Origin of the sequence: Gordonibacter massiliensis (ex Traore et al. 2017) (genome assembly GCF_019731765.1) — a bacterium.
Taxonomy (GTDB): Bacteria; Actinomycetota; Coriobacteriia; order Coriobacteriales; family Eggerthellaceae; genus Gordonibacter; species Gordonibacter massiliensis.
This window is the reverse complement of record NZ_JAASIO010000005.1, coordinates 123,254-138,175: the sequence shown is the minus strand read 5'-3', so window position 1 is coordinate 138,175 and position 14,922 is coordinate 123,254. Positions and strand designations below refer to the sequence as shown.

Below are 14,922 nucleotides of genomic sequence, written 5' to 3'. Positions count from 1 at the left end.
GGGAAGGGAAACATGAAAACCACGAGAACAGGGGTCTGGCGCAAGCGGATCGCCACGGTGGCCTGCGCCGCCGTGCTGTGCTGCGGCCTAGCCGCGCTCGCCGGATGCTCGGGAGGCGACCAGAAGGAAGAGTCGAAGGCCCCCGAGCAAACCCAGACGGACCAAGCGGCCACGCGTACGTTCACCGACTCGGCCGGACGCGAGGTCGAAGTGCCTGCGCAGATCGACAAGATCGCCCCGTCGGGCCACACCGCCATGCAGGTGCTGCTGACCATGGCCCCCGACAAGCTGGTCTCATTGTCCCAAGAGCTCTCCACCGACCAGCTGAAGTACTTCGACAGCAAGTTGGCCGACCTGCCGATAACCGGCGCGGCGTTCGGCGCCAAGGGCGACATGAACAAGGAGTCCGTGGCCGCCGCCGGCCCGCAGGTGGTCATCGACACCGGCGAGTACAAGGACGGCCTGAAGGAGGACTTGGACAACCTGCAGTCCCAGCTGGGCATTCCCGTGGTGTTCATCGAGACGCCGCTCGACGGCTACGACAAGTCCTACGAGATGCTCGGCGACCTGCTGGGCATGGAGGACCGCGGCAAGGAGCTGGGCGACTACTGCAAGAACGCCTACGACGAGGTTAAGACCGCCATGGCCGCCATCCCCGAGAGCGAGCGCGTGAACGTGGCGTACCTCATGGGCGACTCCGGCCTGAACGCCATCGCCAAGACGTCCTACCAGGGCACCGTCATCGATATGTGCGCCAACAACGTCGTGCAGCTCGAGAAGGCCTCCGGCAGCGGCGCGGGCAACGAGATCAGCCTCGAGCAGATAGCCGTGTGGAACCCCGACCTCATCGTGTTCGGCACGAAGAGCATCTACAGCACGGTGGGCGACGACGCGGCATGGGCCGGCATCTCCGCCATCGAGTCGAAGAACTACTACGAGGTTCCCAGCGAGCCGTGGTGCTGGCTGAACAACCCGCCGACCGTGAACCAGATCATGGGCCTGCAGTGGTTCTCGCGCCTGTGCTACCCCGACAAGTTCGACAACGACATGCAGGACGTGGTGACGAGCTACTACAAGACGTTCTACAACTACGACCTGTCGCAGGCCGACTACGACAAGCTGATGTCCACGGCGCTGCCCCGCTAAGCGCACGCCCGAACGTCGCTTCCAAAAACGCCCGGCCTCGGCCGGGCGTTTTTTGCGGAAGGAAGGTCGTGATTCGCACGTGGCGTCCGTGCGAATCCGTAGGACAAGGGCTCTGCCCTTGCCGCTCGACAAGCAACGTTTCCGCAGGTGGACGGCAAGGGCAGAGCCCTTGCCCTACGGAATGGTCAACATGAACGAGCGTTTTGGCGACTCTCGATACAGCCCCCTGCAGAATGCCGGAGTCCAACGCTCCGGCGTCCAACCGGCAGCCAGCCCCCCTCCGAAACGCACGAGCGCCCCGACCGAAGTCGGGGCGCTCGCAGGAATCTCGGTGCTCGTGCCGACTGGCTACTCGGCGGCGTTCTCCTCGGCGGGAGCCTCCACGAGGGCGTCCACGGCGGCGACTTCCTCGGCCGTTGCCTCGACGGCGGCCACTTCGGCAGGAGCGGCAGCCTCGGCCTCGGCGGCCTTGGCGGCGTCGCGCTCGGCCTTCTTGGCGAACTCCTCGGCGCGCTTGGCCTTCTCGGCGGCCTTCGCCTCGCGCTCGGCCTTCTTCTTGGCCTCGGCCTCGGCGACGGCTGCGGCCTTGGCGGCCTTCTTCGCGGCCTCGCGCTCGGCCACGGTCTCCTTGGCGGAGCCGAACTTGTCGGCGAAGCGCTGCACGCGTCCGCCGGTGTCCACGAAGCGCTGCTGGCCGGTGTAGAACGGGTGGCACACGTTACAGATGTCGATCTTCAGCTCGGGCTTCGTCGACATGGTGGTGAACGTGTTGCCGCAGCTGCACTTCACCGTGCACTCGACGTATTCCGGATGAATTCCCTGTTTCATTTGGTTCTCCTTTACAGGCCTTGGTTTCCGACCAAGGCGAAGACAAGCCTTTGTACTATAGCACAGGCACCGCACGAACGCACGTAATTCCTCAGGAATTCTCAGCACGGTCGGCGTGGCGGCGATAAAAGCGGCAGATCGGCTTGAGACATCCGAAGAATGAGCCCGCCGGAGCTCTCGTCATCTCTAAAACTCCATATCAAGCGCCAGCGTTTGACGCGACTCCTTCTTAACCTCCCCTTCGAATGAAAAGTTGAACTCTGCACCAATCTTCTTCAATGCCGTTTCGACCTTCCCGGCCATCGCGCTTGACATTGTGTTAGCAGACGAATGCTCGACCTCTCTATGCAGAGATTTAGGTTTGTTTGCATTGTTCTCGCCACAGAAGCTTTCTACCAAATTTTTTATCGTCACATCGTCTTTGAATAATCTAAGAATGGGGCGCTGCGGCGTATCCGATCCGGCAAATTCTTGAACGGATAACGTTTTGCATTCTTTTCTACGGGCTTGAGCAGATGAAGCATCCACATCCGCTCCTGCCGCTCCGCGCCCGATCCCCACCTTTCCCTTTTTGAGAGAGACCTGTTTTTCAACTTCATACGTCTCCACTTTGCATTTCTTCGCGCCAAGACAACGTCCCACCTCGATCAGCTCGGCAATCTTTTCGTCTTCAATGGTTTGGAAGTAAAGACCGAGGTCTATGTAACGATTAGGATCATTGGGATCGACCAAATACACTGAGTCCATCTTCGGAGACGGATAGAATGTGACACCGACCGATTCGGCAAACCGGCTGTACAAATGCACTATGTTGAGCTCCGCCTCATCACTCGACCAGCCGATAGCGCCTTCGCACACATCTATGTCCTTACGCTCGTCGCCATCCTCGATAACGATCATCTGCGGAAAAGCATAACCTTCAACTTGAAGATCATCAAGGAACAGCGGGTTGTAGCGCCTCAAGCGCATCTCGTAGTTCGCATCCTGCACGGCCTTCCGCACAAACCGAAAACCCTTTTTCGCCTGATCAGCCACTACCGCACCGACATCGGCAGCTCCGCTTGACGCCTTTTCAGCGCACTCCTCAGCCATGTCTTTGATCCTATCAATCTCGATCCCCATAAATACCCCCATCGAAAACGCTTCCTCGCGAGAAAAACACGCCCTTCTACAAGCGACAGCTCGATACAGCGAGCGCGCTACACACAGAAAGGAACGGAAGCATATGCCCACCAATAGCACCATTCTACCAAAGCTCTATCGAAAGACTGCGCTTCGGCACTGCGCAAAAAGCAAACTATCGTGTTCGCAAAGGATTCCTTCGCATTCGGAAAGCATATCCATCGCTTTAAGCACAATCGCTGCGTACATGTCTACACTTGCAATCAATGATCTCGCCGCAAAGATTACAGCGACCCTGAAGCGCTCCATTGGAGAACGCAGTGAATGAGATTTATCGGCATATCCTGACCACCGTCGAATCGAAGCGAGTGCTTCTCGGTATGTCGAAAGCGGAGCTTGCCCGTAGGATGGAGATCGACCCAGTCACGTTGGGAACCATGTTGAGGGGGCAGCGCTCAATGTACGCAGATGAAGCGATGAAACTCTGCGTGTATCTGGACATCGACCCTTCTGAGCTGCTCTCGCCCGAGCTCCGTAGGGTACATTTGGAACGCTGGGGGCCTCGCAAAAGAGGTTCAAGCCGCGATAACCGAGCTTAGCCGAAGGCGGGTCCCATTCAGCGAACCCACCTCCATCGCTTCCTACAAGAACGCCTCGTTAATGGGTAGGTGGTACGTTTCGGCTATGGCGCGCAGGCCGGCGTCGGGGATCGTGTTCGGGAAGTCGTGGCGGCCGCCGTTGAGCAGGCGCGCCTGCGCATACACGGCCGCGGCCTTCTCCACGGCGTGCATGAGGCCGAACGTGGCGTCGAAGTCCGCCCCCGAGCAGAACAGGCCGTGCTGGGCCCACACGCAGGCCGGGTACCGGTCCATGAGCTCGGCGGTGGCGCGCGCGATGTCCGTGCCGCCCGGCACCATCCACTCCACCACGCCCACGCCCTCGGGACACGCGATCACGCATTCGGTCATGGCCTTCCAGAGCGCCCGCGTGAACGTGCGCGCGTCGAGCGGCATCACGGCCGACAGCGCCACCACGTTCACCGGGTGGGCGTGGTACAGCACGCGGCAGGCGCCTTCCGTGGCGGCGGCGCGGCGCTCGTGGATGAGCACGTGGCTGGCCAGCTCGCTCGTGGGCATGCCCCCGTTCTTGAAGCCCCATACGATGCGCCAGGCGTCGCCCTCGTCGTTCAGCTCCACGATGCCGAGCGCGGCGTCCGGATCCAGCGCCACGTTGCGCATGAACGCGCCGGCGCGCGTCACCAGGAAGAACGCGCGGCACATGCCGGGCGCGGCCAGGCCGAGCGGCACCCACGAGCTGGGCGTGTCGTAGAGAAACGAGCGGCACGACGCCACGTCCTCCGGCGTGAGGCGATACGACGCGTTGCCTCCGTTGCGCTCGTGCCAGCCCTGCTCCCAACCGTCGTTGCACAGGCGCACGAAGCCCTTCACGAAGCCCTGCTGCTCCACGGCCACGCCCGAGACGGCGCCCTTCGCCACCGAGACGCCCCGGTCGATCACTTCCTGCGCGTTGTCGAAGAAACCCATGTCTGCTCCTTGTCCGGCCGCTCGGGCGGCCCCTCCGTCCGTCGCCCGCTGCGTCGATCCGCCGCGGGCCTGCGACCTAGTCTTCCCGTATCTGCACCACGTACATGGCGTTCGTCGCGGCGACGTCGGCCCGCCCGCTTCCCACGTCCTCCAGCGGGCTCGTGCCGCGGTCGCCCGCCGTGAACACCGCCACGTCGCCCGGCTCCACCAAGCCGCAGCGCAGCACGGTGGCGCGGGCGTGGTCTATCACGCGCTGCATGTCGCCCTGCACGTCGCCCAGCATGGGCGTCACGCCCCAGTTGAGCTGCTGCTGGCGCATGACGCGCGGAAACGGCGTGACCGCGTAGATGGGCACGCGCGGGCGCAGGTTCGACATGAGGCGCGCCGTGCGGCCCGACATCGTGGGCGCCACGATGCACGCGGCGTCCAGCGTCTCGGCGGTCTGCACGGCGGCCACCCCCACGGCCAGGGCCACGCGCGGCGCGTGGTCGCGGCTGCGGTCGGGGGCGGCCTCGTCGTACAGGTAGGGCTCGCTCGCCTCGGCCACCAGCGCCATCATGCGCACGGCCTCCACCGGGTAGAGCCCCGCCGCCGTCTCGCCCGACAGCATGACCGCGTCGGTGCCGTCGTACACGGCGTTCGCCACGTCGCCCACCTCGGCGCGCGTGGGACGCGGGTTGCGCACCATGGACTCCAGCATCTGCGTGGCCGTGATGACCGGCTTGGACGCGCGCTTGCACGCGCGGATGATCTCCTTCTGTATATGGGGCACGCGGTAGGCGGACACCTCCACGCCCAGATCCCCGCGCGCCACCATGATGCCGTCGGCCGCTTCGAGTATGTCGCCGAAGTTGTCCACGGCCTCCGAGCACTCGATCTTCGCGATGAGCATGATGCCCTGCCCGCCGTGCTCGTCCAAAAAGCGGCGGATCTCGCGCACGCCGTCGGCGTCGCGCACGAACGAGGCGGCCACGAAGTCGACGTCCTGCTCGATGCCGAACAGCAGGTCGGCGCGATCCTGCTCCGTCATGGCCGGCAGCGGCGCCGCCGTGCCGGGCACGTTGACGGATTTGCGCTCGCCCAGAAGACCGGAGTTGCGCACGCTGCAGCGGATGTCGCCGCCGTCCGTGCCCTCCACCCGAAGCTCGATGAGCCCGTCGTCGACCAATATGGCGGCGCCGGGCGCAACGACCTGGGAGAGCCCGCGACAGGTCTGCGTGACCAGGCGGGCCGTGCCCTCCACCTCGCGCTCGGTGAGCACGATCTCGTCGCCGACGGAAAGCTGCACCGGCGCGCCGCCGGCCAAACGGCCCGTGCGTATCTCCGGGCCGCGCGTGTCCAGCAGCACGGCGCAGGGCGAGTCGGCCTCGCCGCACACCGCCCGCAAGCGCTCGATGCGCTGCCGGTGCTCGTCGTGCGAGCCGTGCGAGAAGTTCAGACGCGCGACGTCCATGCCGGCCTCCAGCAGGGCCCGCAGCGCCGGCTCGCCGTCAACCGCGGGCCCCAGCGTGCAAACGATCTTCGTGCGCTTCGCCATGCCTCTCCCACCCTCGCCTCGAAACCGTGCCCCATCGGGCCCTATCCGTTGCATCATACCGTGAACCCGCCCCGCGCGCTCGAAGGTGCGTGAATCGGAAGCGGAGTTCCACAAAGGGAATACGCGAGCGCCCGCCCCGCGCGATTGCGGGGCGGGCGCTCGATACGGTTCAACCTGGAAGCTTAGACCTCGGCAACCCACAGACCGTGGATGTTGCAGTACTCGTACACCTTCACCGGCGCGTCGCCTTCGGCCACGGCGAAGTCGGCCACGGGGGCGTCCTCGGGGGTGAGCTGCACGAACTGGTAGCCGTTCTTCGTCTGCAGGCAGATGAACGTGATGTAATGCTCCGGCGTCATGGGATGCAGCGTGCTGCCCACCTGCACGTGGACGTTCGAGCCGTCCACCTTCACGTCGGGCACGTGCTTCTCGACGGCGGCGTCGGTCGTGTTGGCGACGAGCTCCTCCATCTGCTCGCCGCAGCACACCAGCGGCACGCCGGAGTCGAACGGCTTGACGGCGATGTTCCCGCAATGCTGGCACTTGTAGAATTTGAGTTCCATGGTTCCCCCTTCGAGGTCGTCCCTGGCGGTGGGCCTGCGCTTGCGCGCCCTGCTCGCCGTTCGGGTTTCAGGTTCGTCTTCTTGATAGTACGGCTTATATGTTACTCTGCCTGTGTCAATTCGGGAAGACCCGCTTGCGGTTTTTTCATCCGAAGCGCATAAACGAGCACCCCGACGCCCACGAGCACGAGCGGGACGGACAGAAGCTGGCCCATGGTCAGCCAACCGCCCCACAGATATCCTAGCTGCACGTCGGGCTGGCGCACGAATTCGATGCCGAAACGACAACAACCGTACAGGATGAGGAACACGCCCAGAAACGTGCCGCGCGGACGCGGCGGGCGCTTACGCGACAGCAGGAACAGCACGATGAAGATGAGCACGCCCTCCAGCAGGGCCTCGTAGAGCTGGGAGGGATGCCGGGGCATGGTGCCCGCCGCCCCGCCGAACACCACGCCCCACGGCAGGTCGGTGGGACCGCCCCACAGCTCGCCGTTCACGAAGTTCGCCAAGCGCCCGAAGAACAGGCCGATGGGAGCCGCCACGCAGCCCAGGTCGGCCAGCGTGAGGTACGGAATACCCGTGAGCTTCGCCGCCGCGATGCCGGAGAGCAGCGCGCCCACCAGCCCGCCGTGGAAGCTCATGCCGCCGTGGTTGAACGCGATGATCTCCAGCGGATCGTGGAGGTAATACTCCCAGCCGTTGCCGTAGAACAGCACGTAGCCCAAACGGCCGCCCACGATGACGCCGATGACGACGCAGAACATGATGGTGAGCAGCGCGTCGGCGTCCACGCGGATGCGCCAGCGCTTCGCCAGACGCCAGATGAGCACCGCCGCGCACACGAAGCCCAGCACGTAGGCCACGCCGTACCATCGCACGGTGATGGGCCCGAGGCTGAACAGGATGGGGTCAATGTTCCAGTAAAGGTCGTTGAGCATCGTTTCCCTTTCGCAAACAAGCACGTGCCGCCCAATCGGCGGCACGTTCGTTTCGTTCTCGTTGGATTATACGCTCCCGGGCATCAACGATCCCGTCCCATGCCGGCGCCCACCTCTATGGCGGCGAACCGCACCTCCTCGCGCAGTTGCGAGGGTATGGACTGCATGCTGGACACCTTGGCCCCGCACGACGAGCAGCGCAGCGTGAACATGGCGAGATCGGCGCGCACGACCATCATGGAGTCGTAGCAGCACACGTCCAGATCGGACGCGCCGCATGCCGGGCAGGTAATGGTCTGACTCATGCGCCTCACGCTCCTTCGCCTCGCCGGGTCCGCCAACGAACCTCATTGTAGCAGACTTCCCCGAAGCGAAACGTCACGCGCCGACCACGCTTCCAAGGAAATAGGCGTGCACGCGCACGTCGTCGGTGAGCTCGGGGTGGAACGCCACGGCCAGCGCGCGGCCCTCGCGCACGGCCAGCGGCTCGCCGTCGTCGGCCGCGCTGAGCACCCGCACGCCGGAGCCGAGATCGGCGAAGCGCGGGGCGCGGATGAACACGGCCTTCACCGGACCGCCCTCGACGCCCGCGAACGGCACCGTCGTTTCGAACGAGTCGATCTGCCGCCCGTAGGCGTTGCGGCGGATGCGCACGTCCATGAGCGCGAGCGGCTCCTGGTCGGGGCGGGCGCCCTCGATGTCGCGCGCCATGAGGATGGCACCGGCGCACGTGCCGAACACGGCCATGCCGCACCCGTGGGCGGCGCGCAGCGGCCCGTACATCCCGTGGATGTCCAGGAGCTTCGCGATGGCCGTGGACTCGCCGCCCGGGATCACCAGGCCGTCGAGCCCCTCGAGCTCGCCCGGCCAGCGCACGAGCCGCGTGTCGGCCCCCAGCCCGTCGAGCATCCGCCGATGCTCGCGGAAAGCGCCCTGAAGGGCCAGAACGCCGATAGTTTTTCTCGCAGGTTCCATTGAGACCTTCCTAGTTGGCGTAGTAAGTCAGCGAGGCCCGCCCTCGTGCCCGAGATCGTGGGGAGGCCGGGGGCGAAGCGTACTTCGGTACGCGAGCCCCCGGCATCGCCGCGAGATCGGGCACGAGGGCGGGCCGCAGCGTCGAGTCGTTCCGCCGTTCGGAGAACGGCGGAACCGAACCCCGCCTTACCAGCCGCGGCCGGCCATGAGCTCGTTTTCGGGGATGTCCGAGATCTCGATGCCCACCATGGCCTCGCCCAGATCGCGCGAGACGCGGGCGATGGTGTCAGGATCGTCGTAGTTCGTCGTGGCCTCCACGATGGCGCGGGCGCGCTTGGCCGGATCGCCCGACTTGAAGATGCCGCTGCCCACGAACACGCCGTCGCAGCCCAGCTGCATCATGAGCGCCGCGTCGGCGGGCGTGGCGATGCCGCCGGCCGAGAAGTTCACCACGGGCAGGCTCCCGTGCTCGGCTACCCACTTCACCAGCTCGTAGGGCGCCTGCAGGTCTTTCGCAGCCGTGAACAGCTGCTCGTCGCGCAGGCCCTTGATACGGGCGATGTCGGTGGTCACGGTGCGCATATGGCGCACGGCCTCCACCACGTTGCCCGTGCCCGGCTCGCCCTTCGTGCGGATCATGGCCGCGCCCTCGGCGATGCGGCGCAGGGCCTCGCCCAGGTTGCGCGCGCCGCACACGAACGGCACGTCGAAGTCCCACTTGTTCACGTGGTACTCGTCGTCGGCCGGGGTGAGCACCTCGCTCTCGTCGATGAAGTCCACGCCCAGGCTCTGCAGCACCTGCGCCTCCACGAAATGCCCGATGCGGCACTTCGCCATGACGGGGATGGACACGGCCGCGACGATGCCCTCGATCATGGTGGGGTCGCTCATGCGCGCCACGCCGCCGTGCGCGCGGATGTCGGCGGGAACGCGTTCCAGGGCCATGACGGCCACGGCGCCCGCGTCCTCGGCGATCTTCGCCTGCTCGGGGTTCACGACGTCCATGATGACGCCGCCCTTCATCATCTCGGCGAAGCCGGTCTTCACCTTCAGCGTGCCGCTTTCCTGCTCGGTCATGCTTCCTCCTGGTTCCGTGGATGGTCCTGCGTGCAGCGCGGCCGCCCGGTTTCAGCCGGACGGCCGCGCGTTCTTGCCTGGAATATGATACCCGAAAAAGCGGCGCCGAACAGCCCGGAAACGAACAGGCGGCCGGCTGCGGCGCTCCCACGGCCCGCCTTACAGCAGGAAGCGGTTCGGGTTGCCGACGCGCGGCCCGTCTGAGGGCGCGTCGGCGATGTTCGGGCCGTGCTCCAGGAAGTGCTCGCAGAAGCGGCACACCTCCTTCACGGCCGCATCGTAGTGCCGCTCGGGGTTGAGCAGCACGGCGAAGTCGGTCGCCACCACGTGCGTCGGCCTGTCGCAGGCGGCGTAGTGGCAGTCGGCCGGGCACGGCTCGCCGGGAGTGTTGTGCGGGCAGCGCGACATCATCTCGTCGTCGCAGCCGCGCCTCTCCCAACAATTCGCCATGGTCCCGCCCTTCGCTTAAGCTTCGTGGACGGCGACGACCTTCGTCACGCCGGGCACGCGCTCCTTCAGAATGCGCTCCACGCCGTTCGCCAGCGTCATCTCGGACATGGGGCAGCCCTTGCAGGCGCCCTGCAGCTCCACCGAGACCACGCCGTCGGCGTCCACGTCAACGAACTTCACGTCGCCGCCGTCGGCCTGCAGGCTCGGACGGATGAGCTCCAGGACGGCAGCCACGTCGGTTTTCTCCACCATGGGTATCTCCTTCGTCGAAATGATGTTTCTCGGGTGCCGATTCTACCATAGCGCGGCGAGCGTGCCGCGCACAGCCGCAAAATGCACGCGGACGGCATCGCTTGGACGCATGCGTCGCTACGCCACCGGTTTCCAATCCCGGCCGATGATGACGAGCACGTCGGAGTCGTAGTCGTAGTAGCCCGCGCCCACGATCGCGCGGCCCGTGCCGAGGGCCGCCACCACCTCGTCGGCCTGCGCTTTGTGCTCGTCGCCGTCGTAGATGACGAGCGTCTCGGGGAACTCGGCGCTGTCGGCGTTGCCGGTGCCGGACACGGCGAAGCCCTCCGCGGCCAGCAGCTCGCCCACCTGGGCCGCGCCGCCGGTGATGCCCGCTCCGTTGCGCACCTCGACCTTGAAACCGCCCCGGTCGACCTGCGGATGGGCGTCCTCGTCCACCACGGGCGGCTGGCCTTTGTCGACCAATCCCATCATCTCCGTCCACGCGTCGCTCGACGACACGTAGTAGCGCACGTCGTCGCGCGTGGTCTCGTACCCGGGCACGATCGCCCCCTGCACCGACGCGGCATCGAGGCCGCCCAGCGCCCCGGCCAGCTTGATGGCGTCCAAGGCCGGCACGTCGGTGCTGAAGTCCGCCCCCACGGCGTCGAGCAGCGAGGCGAAGGACAGCGTGCCGGTGTCCTCCAGCATGCGCGCGGCAAGCGACGCCAAGAACGCGCGCTGGTTCTTCGCCTGGTCGTCGATGCCGTTCGTGAAGTTCTGCGCGCGCAGGAACGTGACGGCCGCCGCGCCGTCGAGCGTCTGGACGCCCGGGGCGAGATAGGTGTCGCCCGCCGCGGGGTCGTCCACCTCCTGCTCCACGTTCACCTCGATGCCGCCCAGATGGTCCACGAGGTCGGCGATGCCCGCCGCGTCGGTCTTCACGTAATGGGCTATGTTCACGCCCGCGAACCCGGCCACGGCCGTCACGAGCGCCGCGTCGCCCTGCGCCGCGGCCTCGCGCAAAGGATGCATCTTGCCGTCCTTGAGCGCCACCCGCAGGTTCGCGGGTATCGAGACGAGCGTGACCGCGCGGGAGCCCTCGTCCACGCGCGCGAGCACGAGGGCGTCGGGCCCCTCCTCTTCCTGCGCCGCCGACGCTGCTCCCAGGTCGGCGGCCAAAAGCGCGTACCAGGCTCCCGCCTCCTTCGGCGCGGTCAGCGCGGTTTTCGCATCGGAGTCGCCCAGGCCCATCTTCCCGTCGACCGAGCCGAAGAACGTGGCCAGGCCCACGCCGCCGGCGACGACGGCGACCACCGCCACGGCGACCACGAGCACGACGATGCGGCGGATGCGCGCCCTGCGCTGTATCTCCTGCGTGAACTCGCGGCGCCCCACGCGGCGGCTGTAATCCGACGAGCTTTCGCGCGTGGCCGTGGAGGGCAGCAGCGTGTCCACGACGCCGCGCGCCGCGCGCTTCTTCTTGCGCGAGCTGGAGAATCCCACGGCGTCGGCGTTCATGCGCGCGGACGCCGGGCGGATGCGCCGCGGCACGTGCGTGCCGAGCGTCGCCGACCTCATGCGATGGGACGTGAGCTTCGATTGGGTTGCGGTGAACCCCTTCTTCCGGCCGAACATGGGCGCCCTACCCCGCTAGCACGCGGGCAGCGCGTCGTCCGCCGCGGCGCGCACGACGTCGGCGCCGAGCGCGGAGAGCTTGCCCGCGTAGTTCTCGTAACCGCGGTCGATGTGCGCGATGTTGTGCACGCGCGTCTCGCCTTCCGCCGACACGCCCGCCAGCACGAGCGCCGCGCCGGCGCGCAGGTCGGTGGACGACACGTCGGCGCCCTGCAGGCCGTCCACGCCGCGCACGAGGGCGTGGTGGTCCTCGATGACGATGTCGGCGCCCATGCGCATGAGCTCGCTGGCGAACATGAAGCGGTTCTCGAACACGTTCTCGGTGATGACCGACGTGCCCTCGGCGCGCGCCGCCAACAGCATGAACTGCGCCTGCAGATCGGTCGGGAAGCCGGGGTGCGGAAGCGTCTGCAGGTCGATGGGGGCGAGCGGCCCCTCGCGGCGCACGGTTATCCAGTCCAAGCCCACTTCGACGTCGCAGCCCATGGCCTCCAGCTTCATGAGCGCCATGCGCAGGTAGGCGGGGTCGATGCCGCGCACCGTCACCGGGCCGCCCATGAGCGCGCCGCCGGTGAGGAACGTGCCCGCCTCGATGCGGTCGCCCACCGTGGTGTGCTCGCAGGGGTGCATGGCCGCAAGCGGCACGCCCTCCACCTCGATGAGCGACGAGCCGCCGCCGCTCACGCGCGCGCCCATGGCGTTGAGCATGTTCACGAGGTCGACGATCTCGGGCTCGCGCGCCGCGTTCTCGACGGTGGTGGTGCCCTCGGCCGTCACGGCCGCCATGAGCAGGTTCTCGGTGGCGCCCACGCTGGGGAAATCGAGCACGACGTGGCCGCCGGTCAGGCCGTGCGGCGTGGTGGCCTCCAGAAAGCCGTGGTCCACCACGAATTCCACGCCCAGGGCCTCCAGCCCCACCAGGTGCATGTCGATCTTGCGGGCCCCTATCTGGCAACCGCCCGGCATGGCCACGCGCGCCTGGCCGAACCGTCCGATGAGCGGGCCCAGCACGGCGATGCTCGCGCGCATCTTCGACACCAGCTCGTAGGGGGTCTCCCACTTGTCCACGGGCTCGGTGTCCACGACGAGCGTGTGCCCCTCGCGCTCCACGCGGGCGTTCAGGCAGCGCAGCACCTCCGCCATGATGGCGATGTCGGAGATGAGGGGGGCGTTGTGGATGGCGGTGGTGCCGCGCCCCAGCAGGGCGGCGGCCATGAGCTTGAGCGCCGAGTTCTTCGCGCCCGACACGGGCACCTCGCCGGTGAGCACGCCCGTGCCCTGCACGATGATGATTTCTTCAGCCATGGGTGTTCCTTCGCGCCCGGGCCTGCGACGGCCGGGCCTTCGCTCGTCTATCGTCCGCGCGCCGCCCTCGCGGCGCGGTGGTATCGTCATCCGTCCATTATAGGAACCGAAGGCCCGCGCGAAGCGGGCCTTCACAACGAAAGCAGAAGGAGCGAGCGGCAGGGAAGGTATACGGAGGGGCGCTCTCCAGAGCGCCCGTTCGCGCGAAGCGCGAAAACTGCCGTCCAAGTCGCGCCCGGCGGGCGAGCGCAGCGACAGGGTTGCATCGAAAGCGCCGCTTCGCTTGCTTTGTAGGGCAAGGGCTCTGCCCTTGCCGCTCAACAGGCAACGTTTCCGCAGGTTGACGGCAAGGGTAGAACCCTTGCCCTACAGGGCGGCCTCGGAGGGCGCATGTTTTTGCGGCTTCCAATACAACCCCGGCCAGGCCCGCGCGCCGATCGCCCTTCCCGTGGCCGGCCCTACGATGCGCTCGCCGCACGGGCGGCTTCGCCCGCACCGACCGCACCGGAAGGGCAGCAGCCCGCCCCTACGAAAAAGGACCCGGGATCTCTCCCGGGTCCTGCGACAACTCGATGCGTTGAACGAACCCTACGCCTCTTCCCCAAGCACGAAGCGCTTGAAGTCGACGATCTTGATCTCGCCGCCCAGGTTCTTGGCAACCTCGGCGGTGTACTCGGCCACGGTCTGGTCCGGGTTCTTCACGTAGGCCTGCTCGGTGAGGGTGCTCTCCTTGAAGAACTTCTCCAGACGGCCCACGGCCATCTTCTCCTGGATGGCCTCGGGCTTGCCGGACTCGGCGGCCTGAGCCATGTAGATGGCCTTCTCGTGCTCGACGATGGCCGGGTCGACGGAGTCGCGGGTCGCGGCGACCGGCGCGGCGGCGGCCACCTGCATGGCCACGTCGCGACCGTACTGCTTGAAGCCGTCGGACGCGGGGTCGATGCCCTCCACGTCGAACTGCACGAGCACGCCGATCTTGCCGCCGCCGTGGATGTAGGACGACACGGCGCCGCCCTCCACCACCGCGAAGCGGGCGAGCTGGATGTTCTCGCCGAGCGTGTGGATGGCGTCGGTGACCACGGCCTCGACCGTCTCGCCGTCGGCGTCGACGGCCTTGAGCGCGTCGAGGTCGGCCGGCTTGGCGGCCAGCGCGGCGTTCGCGATCTTCTCGGCGTAGGCCTTGAACTTGTCGTTCATGCCCACGAAGTCGGTCTCGCAGTTCAGCTCGACGACGGCGCCGGTTTTCGCGTCGTCGGAGACGATGGCCATGACCGTGCCCTCGTTGGTGGCGCGGCCGGCCTTCTTGGCGACGGCGGCCAGACCGCGGGTGCGCAGCACGTCGACGGCCTTGTCCAGGTCGCCCTCGGCCTCGACGAGCGCCTTCTTGCACTCCATCATGCCGGCGCCGGTCATCTCGCGGAGCTCCTTGACCATGGATGCGGTGATGTCAGCCACGTTGATCCTTTCTCTCTACGGCGCCGCGCAGGCGGCACCGGGCGGAAGCGCCCTCAGGCCGAACCGGGATGAGGGCGCGTCTCTTAACGTTCGAAATGCCTGCGAACCGC

General features: G+C 66.7%; 16 protein-coding genes. 2 read left to right on the top strand and 14 right to left on the bottom strand.

Translation table 11 applies throughout. From position 1 onward, the window contains the following. Window positions 1–12 precede the first annotated feature (12 nt). A complete protein-coding gene (locus tag HCH03_RS08045; protein ID WP_221689073.1) occupies window positions 13–1,146 on the top strand; it encodes an ABC transporter substrate-binding protein in 1,134 nt (377 codons plus the stop codon). Between the two features lie 348 nt (window positions 1,147–1,494). Here HCH03_RS08045 and rpmE read toward each other — a convergent pair whose 3' ends face one another. Both rpmE and HCH03_RS08035 read right to left on the bottom strand, forming a co-directional pair. Beyond that, entirely contained in the window at window positions 1,495–1,974 is a 480-nt protein-coding gene (rpmE, locus tag HCH03_RS08040) for a 50S ribosomal protein L31 (protein WP_221689072.1), read from the bottom strand. Window positions 1,975–2,160: 186 nt separating this feature from the next. Further along, window positions 2,161–3,096: a hypothetical protein gene (locus tag HCH03_RS08035; protein WP_221689071.1), complete on the bottom strand. Its 936-nt coding sequence runs from the start codon at window positions 3,094–3,096 to the stop codon at window positions 2,161–2,163. 320 nt (window positions 3,097–3,416) lie between these two features. Between HCH03_RS08035 and HCH03_RS16790 the strand changes: the two genes are divergently transcribed. Further along, a complete protein-coding gene (locus tag HCH03_RS16790) occupies window positions 3,417–3,695 on the top strand; it encodes a helix-turn-helix domain-containing protein (RefSeq protein WP_368042433.1) in 279 nt (92 codons plus the stop codon). Between the two features lie 42 nt (window positions 3,696–3,737). On the opposite strand, the gene rhaD is transcribed toward HCH03_RS16790, so the two are convergent. The 12 genes from rhaD to tsf all read right to left on the bottom strand — a co-directional run bounded on the left by rhaD (window position 3,738) and on the right by tsf (window position 14,812). Beyond that, window positions 3,738–4,640 carry a rhamnulose-1-phosphate aldolase gene (gene rhaD / locus HCH03_RS08025; RefSeq protein WP_221689069.1) on the bottom strand — a complete coding sequence of 301 codons (903 nt, stop codon included), beginning with the start codon at window positions 4,638–4,640 and terminating at the stop codon, window positions 3,738–3,740. A 76-nt stretch (window positions 4,641–4,716) separates the two neighbouring features. Continuing rightward, a complete protein-coding gene (pyk, locus tag HCH03_RS08020) occupies window positions 4,717–6,177 on the bottom strand; it encodes a pyruvate kinase (protein WP_221689068.1) in 1,461 nt (486 codons plus the stop codon). A 182-nt stretch (window positions 6,178–6,359) separates the two neighbouring features. After that, window positions 6,360–6,740: a desulfoferrodoxin family protein gene (locus tag HCH03_RS08015; RefSeq protein WP_080144996.1), complete on the bottom strand. Its 381-nt coding sequence runs from the start codon at window positions 6,738–6,740 to the stop codon at window positions 6,360–6,362. A gap of 101 nt (window positions 6,741–6,841) precedes the next feature. After that, complete coding sequence (gene lgt / locus HCH03_RS08010; RefSeq protein WP_080144995.1) at window positions 6,842–7,681, bottom strand: prolipoprotein diacylglyceryl transferase; 840 nt, start codon at window positions 7,679–7,681, stop codon at window positions 6,842–6,844. Window positions 7,682–7,764: 83 nt separating this feature from the next. Continuing rightward, window positions 7,765–7,986, bottom strand: a complete 222-nt coding sequence (locus tag HCH03_RS08005; RefSeq protein WP_221689067.1) for a UDP-N-acetylmuramoylalanyl-D-glutamate--2,6-diaminopimelate ligase — start codon at window positions 7,984–7,986, stop codon at window positions 7,765–7,767. Between the two features lie 73 nt (window positions 7,987–8,059). Continuing rightward, window positions 8,060–8,656 carry a pyridoxal 5'-phosphate synthase glutaminase subunit PdxT gene (gene pdxT, locus HCH03_RS08000; RefSeq protein ID WP_221689066.1) on the bottom strand — a complete coding sequence of 199 codons (597 nt, stop codon included), beginning with the start codon at window positions 8,654–8,656 and terminating at the stop codon, window positions 8,060–8,062. Window positions 8,657–8,842: 186 nt separating this feature from the next. Further along, the gene (gene pdxS, locus HCH03_RS07995) at window positions 8,843–9,733 is read right to left on the bottom strand and encodes a pyridoxal 5'-phosphate synthase lyase subunit PdxS (RefSeq protein ID WP_221689065.1); all 891 of its coding nucleotides are present in this window, start codon (window positions 9,731–9,733) and stop codon (window positions 8,843–8,845) included. Between the two features lie 159 nt (window positions 9,734–9,892). Next, on the bottom strand, window positions 9,893–10,183 hold the full coding sequence (locus HCH03_RS07990) for a hypothetical protein (RefSeq protein ID WP_080144991.1): 291 nt from the start codon (window positions 10,181–10,183) through the stop codon (window positions 9,893–9,895). A 15-nt stretch (window positions 10,184–10,198) separates the two neighbouring features. Continuing rightward, window positions 10,199–10,435, bottom strand: coding sequence for a NifU family protein (locus tag HCH03_RS07985; RefSeq protein ID WP_080144990.1), 237 nt, complete (start codon window positions 10,433–10,435; stop codon window positions 10,199–10,201). 117 nt (window positions 10,436–10,552) lie between these two features. Further along, the gene (locus HCH03_RS07980; protein WP_185904795.1) at window positions 10,553–12,052 is read right to left on the bottom strand and encodes an LCP family protein; all 1,500 of its coding nucleotides are present in this window, start codon (window positions 12,050–12,052) and stop codon (window positions 10,553–10,555) included. Window positions 12,053–12,067: 15 nt separating this feature from the next. Further along, window positions 12,068–13,357, bottom strand: coding sequence for a UDP-N-acetylglucosamine 1-carboxyvinyltransferase (murA, locus tag HCH03_RS07975; protein WP_221689064.1), 1,290 nt, complete (start codon window positions 13,355–13,357; stop codon window positions 12,068–12,070). Window positions 13,358–13,945: 588 nt separating this feature from the next. Further along, window positions 13,946–14,812, bottom strand: coding sequence for a translation elongation factor Ts (gene tsf / locus HCH03_RS07970; protein WP_080144987.1), 867 nt, complete (start codon window positions 14,810–14,812; stop codon window positions 13,946–13,948). Window positions 14,813–14,922: the final 110 nt, after the last annotated feature.

Excerpts from the sequence above, each read along its gene's own strand:
- HCH03_RS08045 (WP_221689073.1), top strand. The coding sequence starts at position 13 with ATGAAAACCACGAGAACAGGGGTCTGGCGCAAGCGGATCGCCACGGTG.
- rpmE (WP_221689072.1), bottom strand. The coding sequence starts at position 1,974 with ATGAAACAGGGAATTCATCCGGAATACGTCGAGTGCACGGTGAAGTGC.
- HCH03_RS08035 (WP_221689071.1), bottom strand. The coding sequence starts at position 3,096 with ATGGGGATCGAGATTGATAGGATCAAAGACATGGCTGAGGAGTGCGCT.
- rhaD (WP_221689069.1), bottom strand. The coding sequence starts at position 4,640 with ATGGGTTTCTTCGACAACGCGCAGGAAGTGATCGACCGGGGCGTCTCG.
- pyk (WP_221689068.1), bottom strand. The coding sequence starts at position 6,177 with ATGGCGAAGCGCACGAAGATCGTTTGCACGCTGGGGCCCGCGGTTGAC.
- HCH03_RS08015 (WP_080144996.1), bottom strand. The coding sequence starts at position 6,740 with ATGGAACTCAAATTCTACAAGTGCCAGCATTGCGGGAACATCGCCGTC.
- lgt (WP_080144995.1), bottom strand. The coding sequence starts at position 7,681 with ATGCTCAACGACCTTTACTGGAACATTGACCCCATCCTGTTCAGCCTC.
- HCH03_RS08005 (WP_221689067.1), bottom strand. The coding sequence starts at position 7,986 with ATGAGTCAGACCATTACCTGCCCGGCATGCGGCGCGTCCGATCTGGAC.
- pdxT (WP_221689066.1), bottom strand. The coding sequence starts at position 8,656 with ATGGAACCTGCGAGAAAAACTATCGGCGTTCTGGCCCTTCAGGGCGCT.
- pdxS (WP_221689065.1), bottom strand. The coding sequence starts at position 9,733 with ATGACCGAGCAGGAAAGCGGCACGCTGAAGGTGAAGACCGGCTTCGCC.
- HCH03_RS07990 (WP_080144991.1), bottom strand. The coding sequence starts at position 10,183 with ATGGCGAATTGTTGGGAGAGGCGCGGCTGCGACGACGAGATGATGTCG.
- HCH03_RS07985 (WP_080144990.1), bottom strand. The coding sequence starts at position 10,435 with ATGGTGGAGAAAACCGACGTGGCTGCCGTCCTGGAGCTCATCCGTCCG.
- HCH03_RS07980 (WP_185904795.1), bottom strand. The coding sequence starts at position 12,052 with ATGTTCGGCCGGAAGAAGGGGTTCACCGCAACCCAATCGAAGCTCACG.
- murA (WP_221689064.1), bottom strand. The coding sequence starts at position 13,357 with ATGGCTGAAGAAATCATCATCGTGCAGGGCACGGGCGTGCTCACCGGC.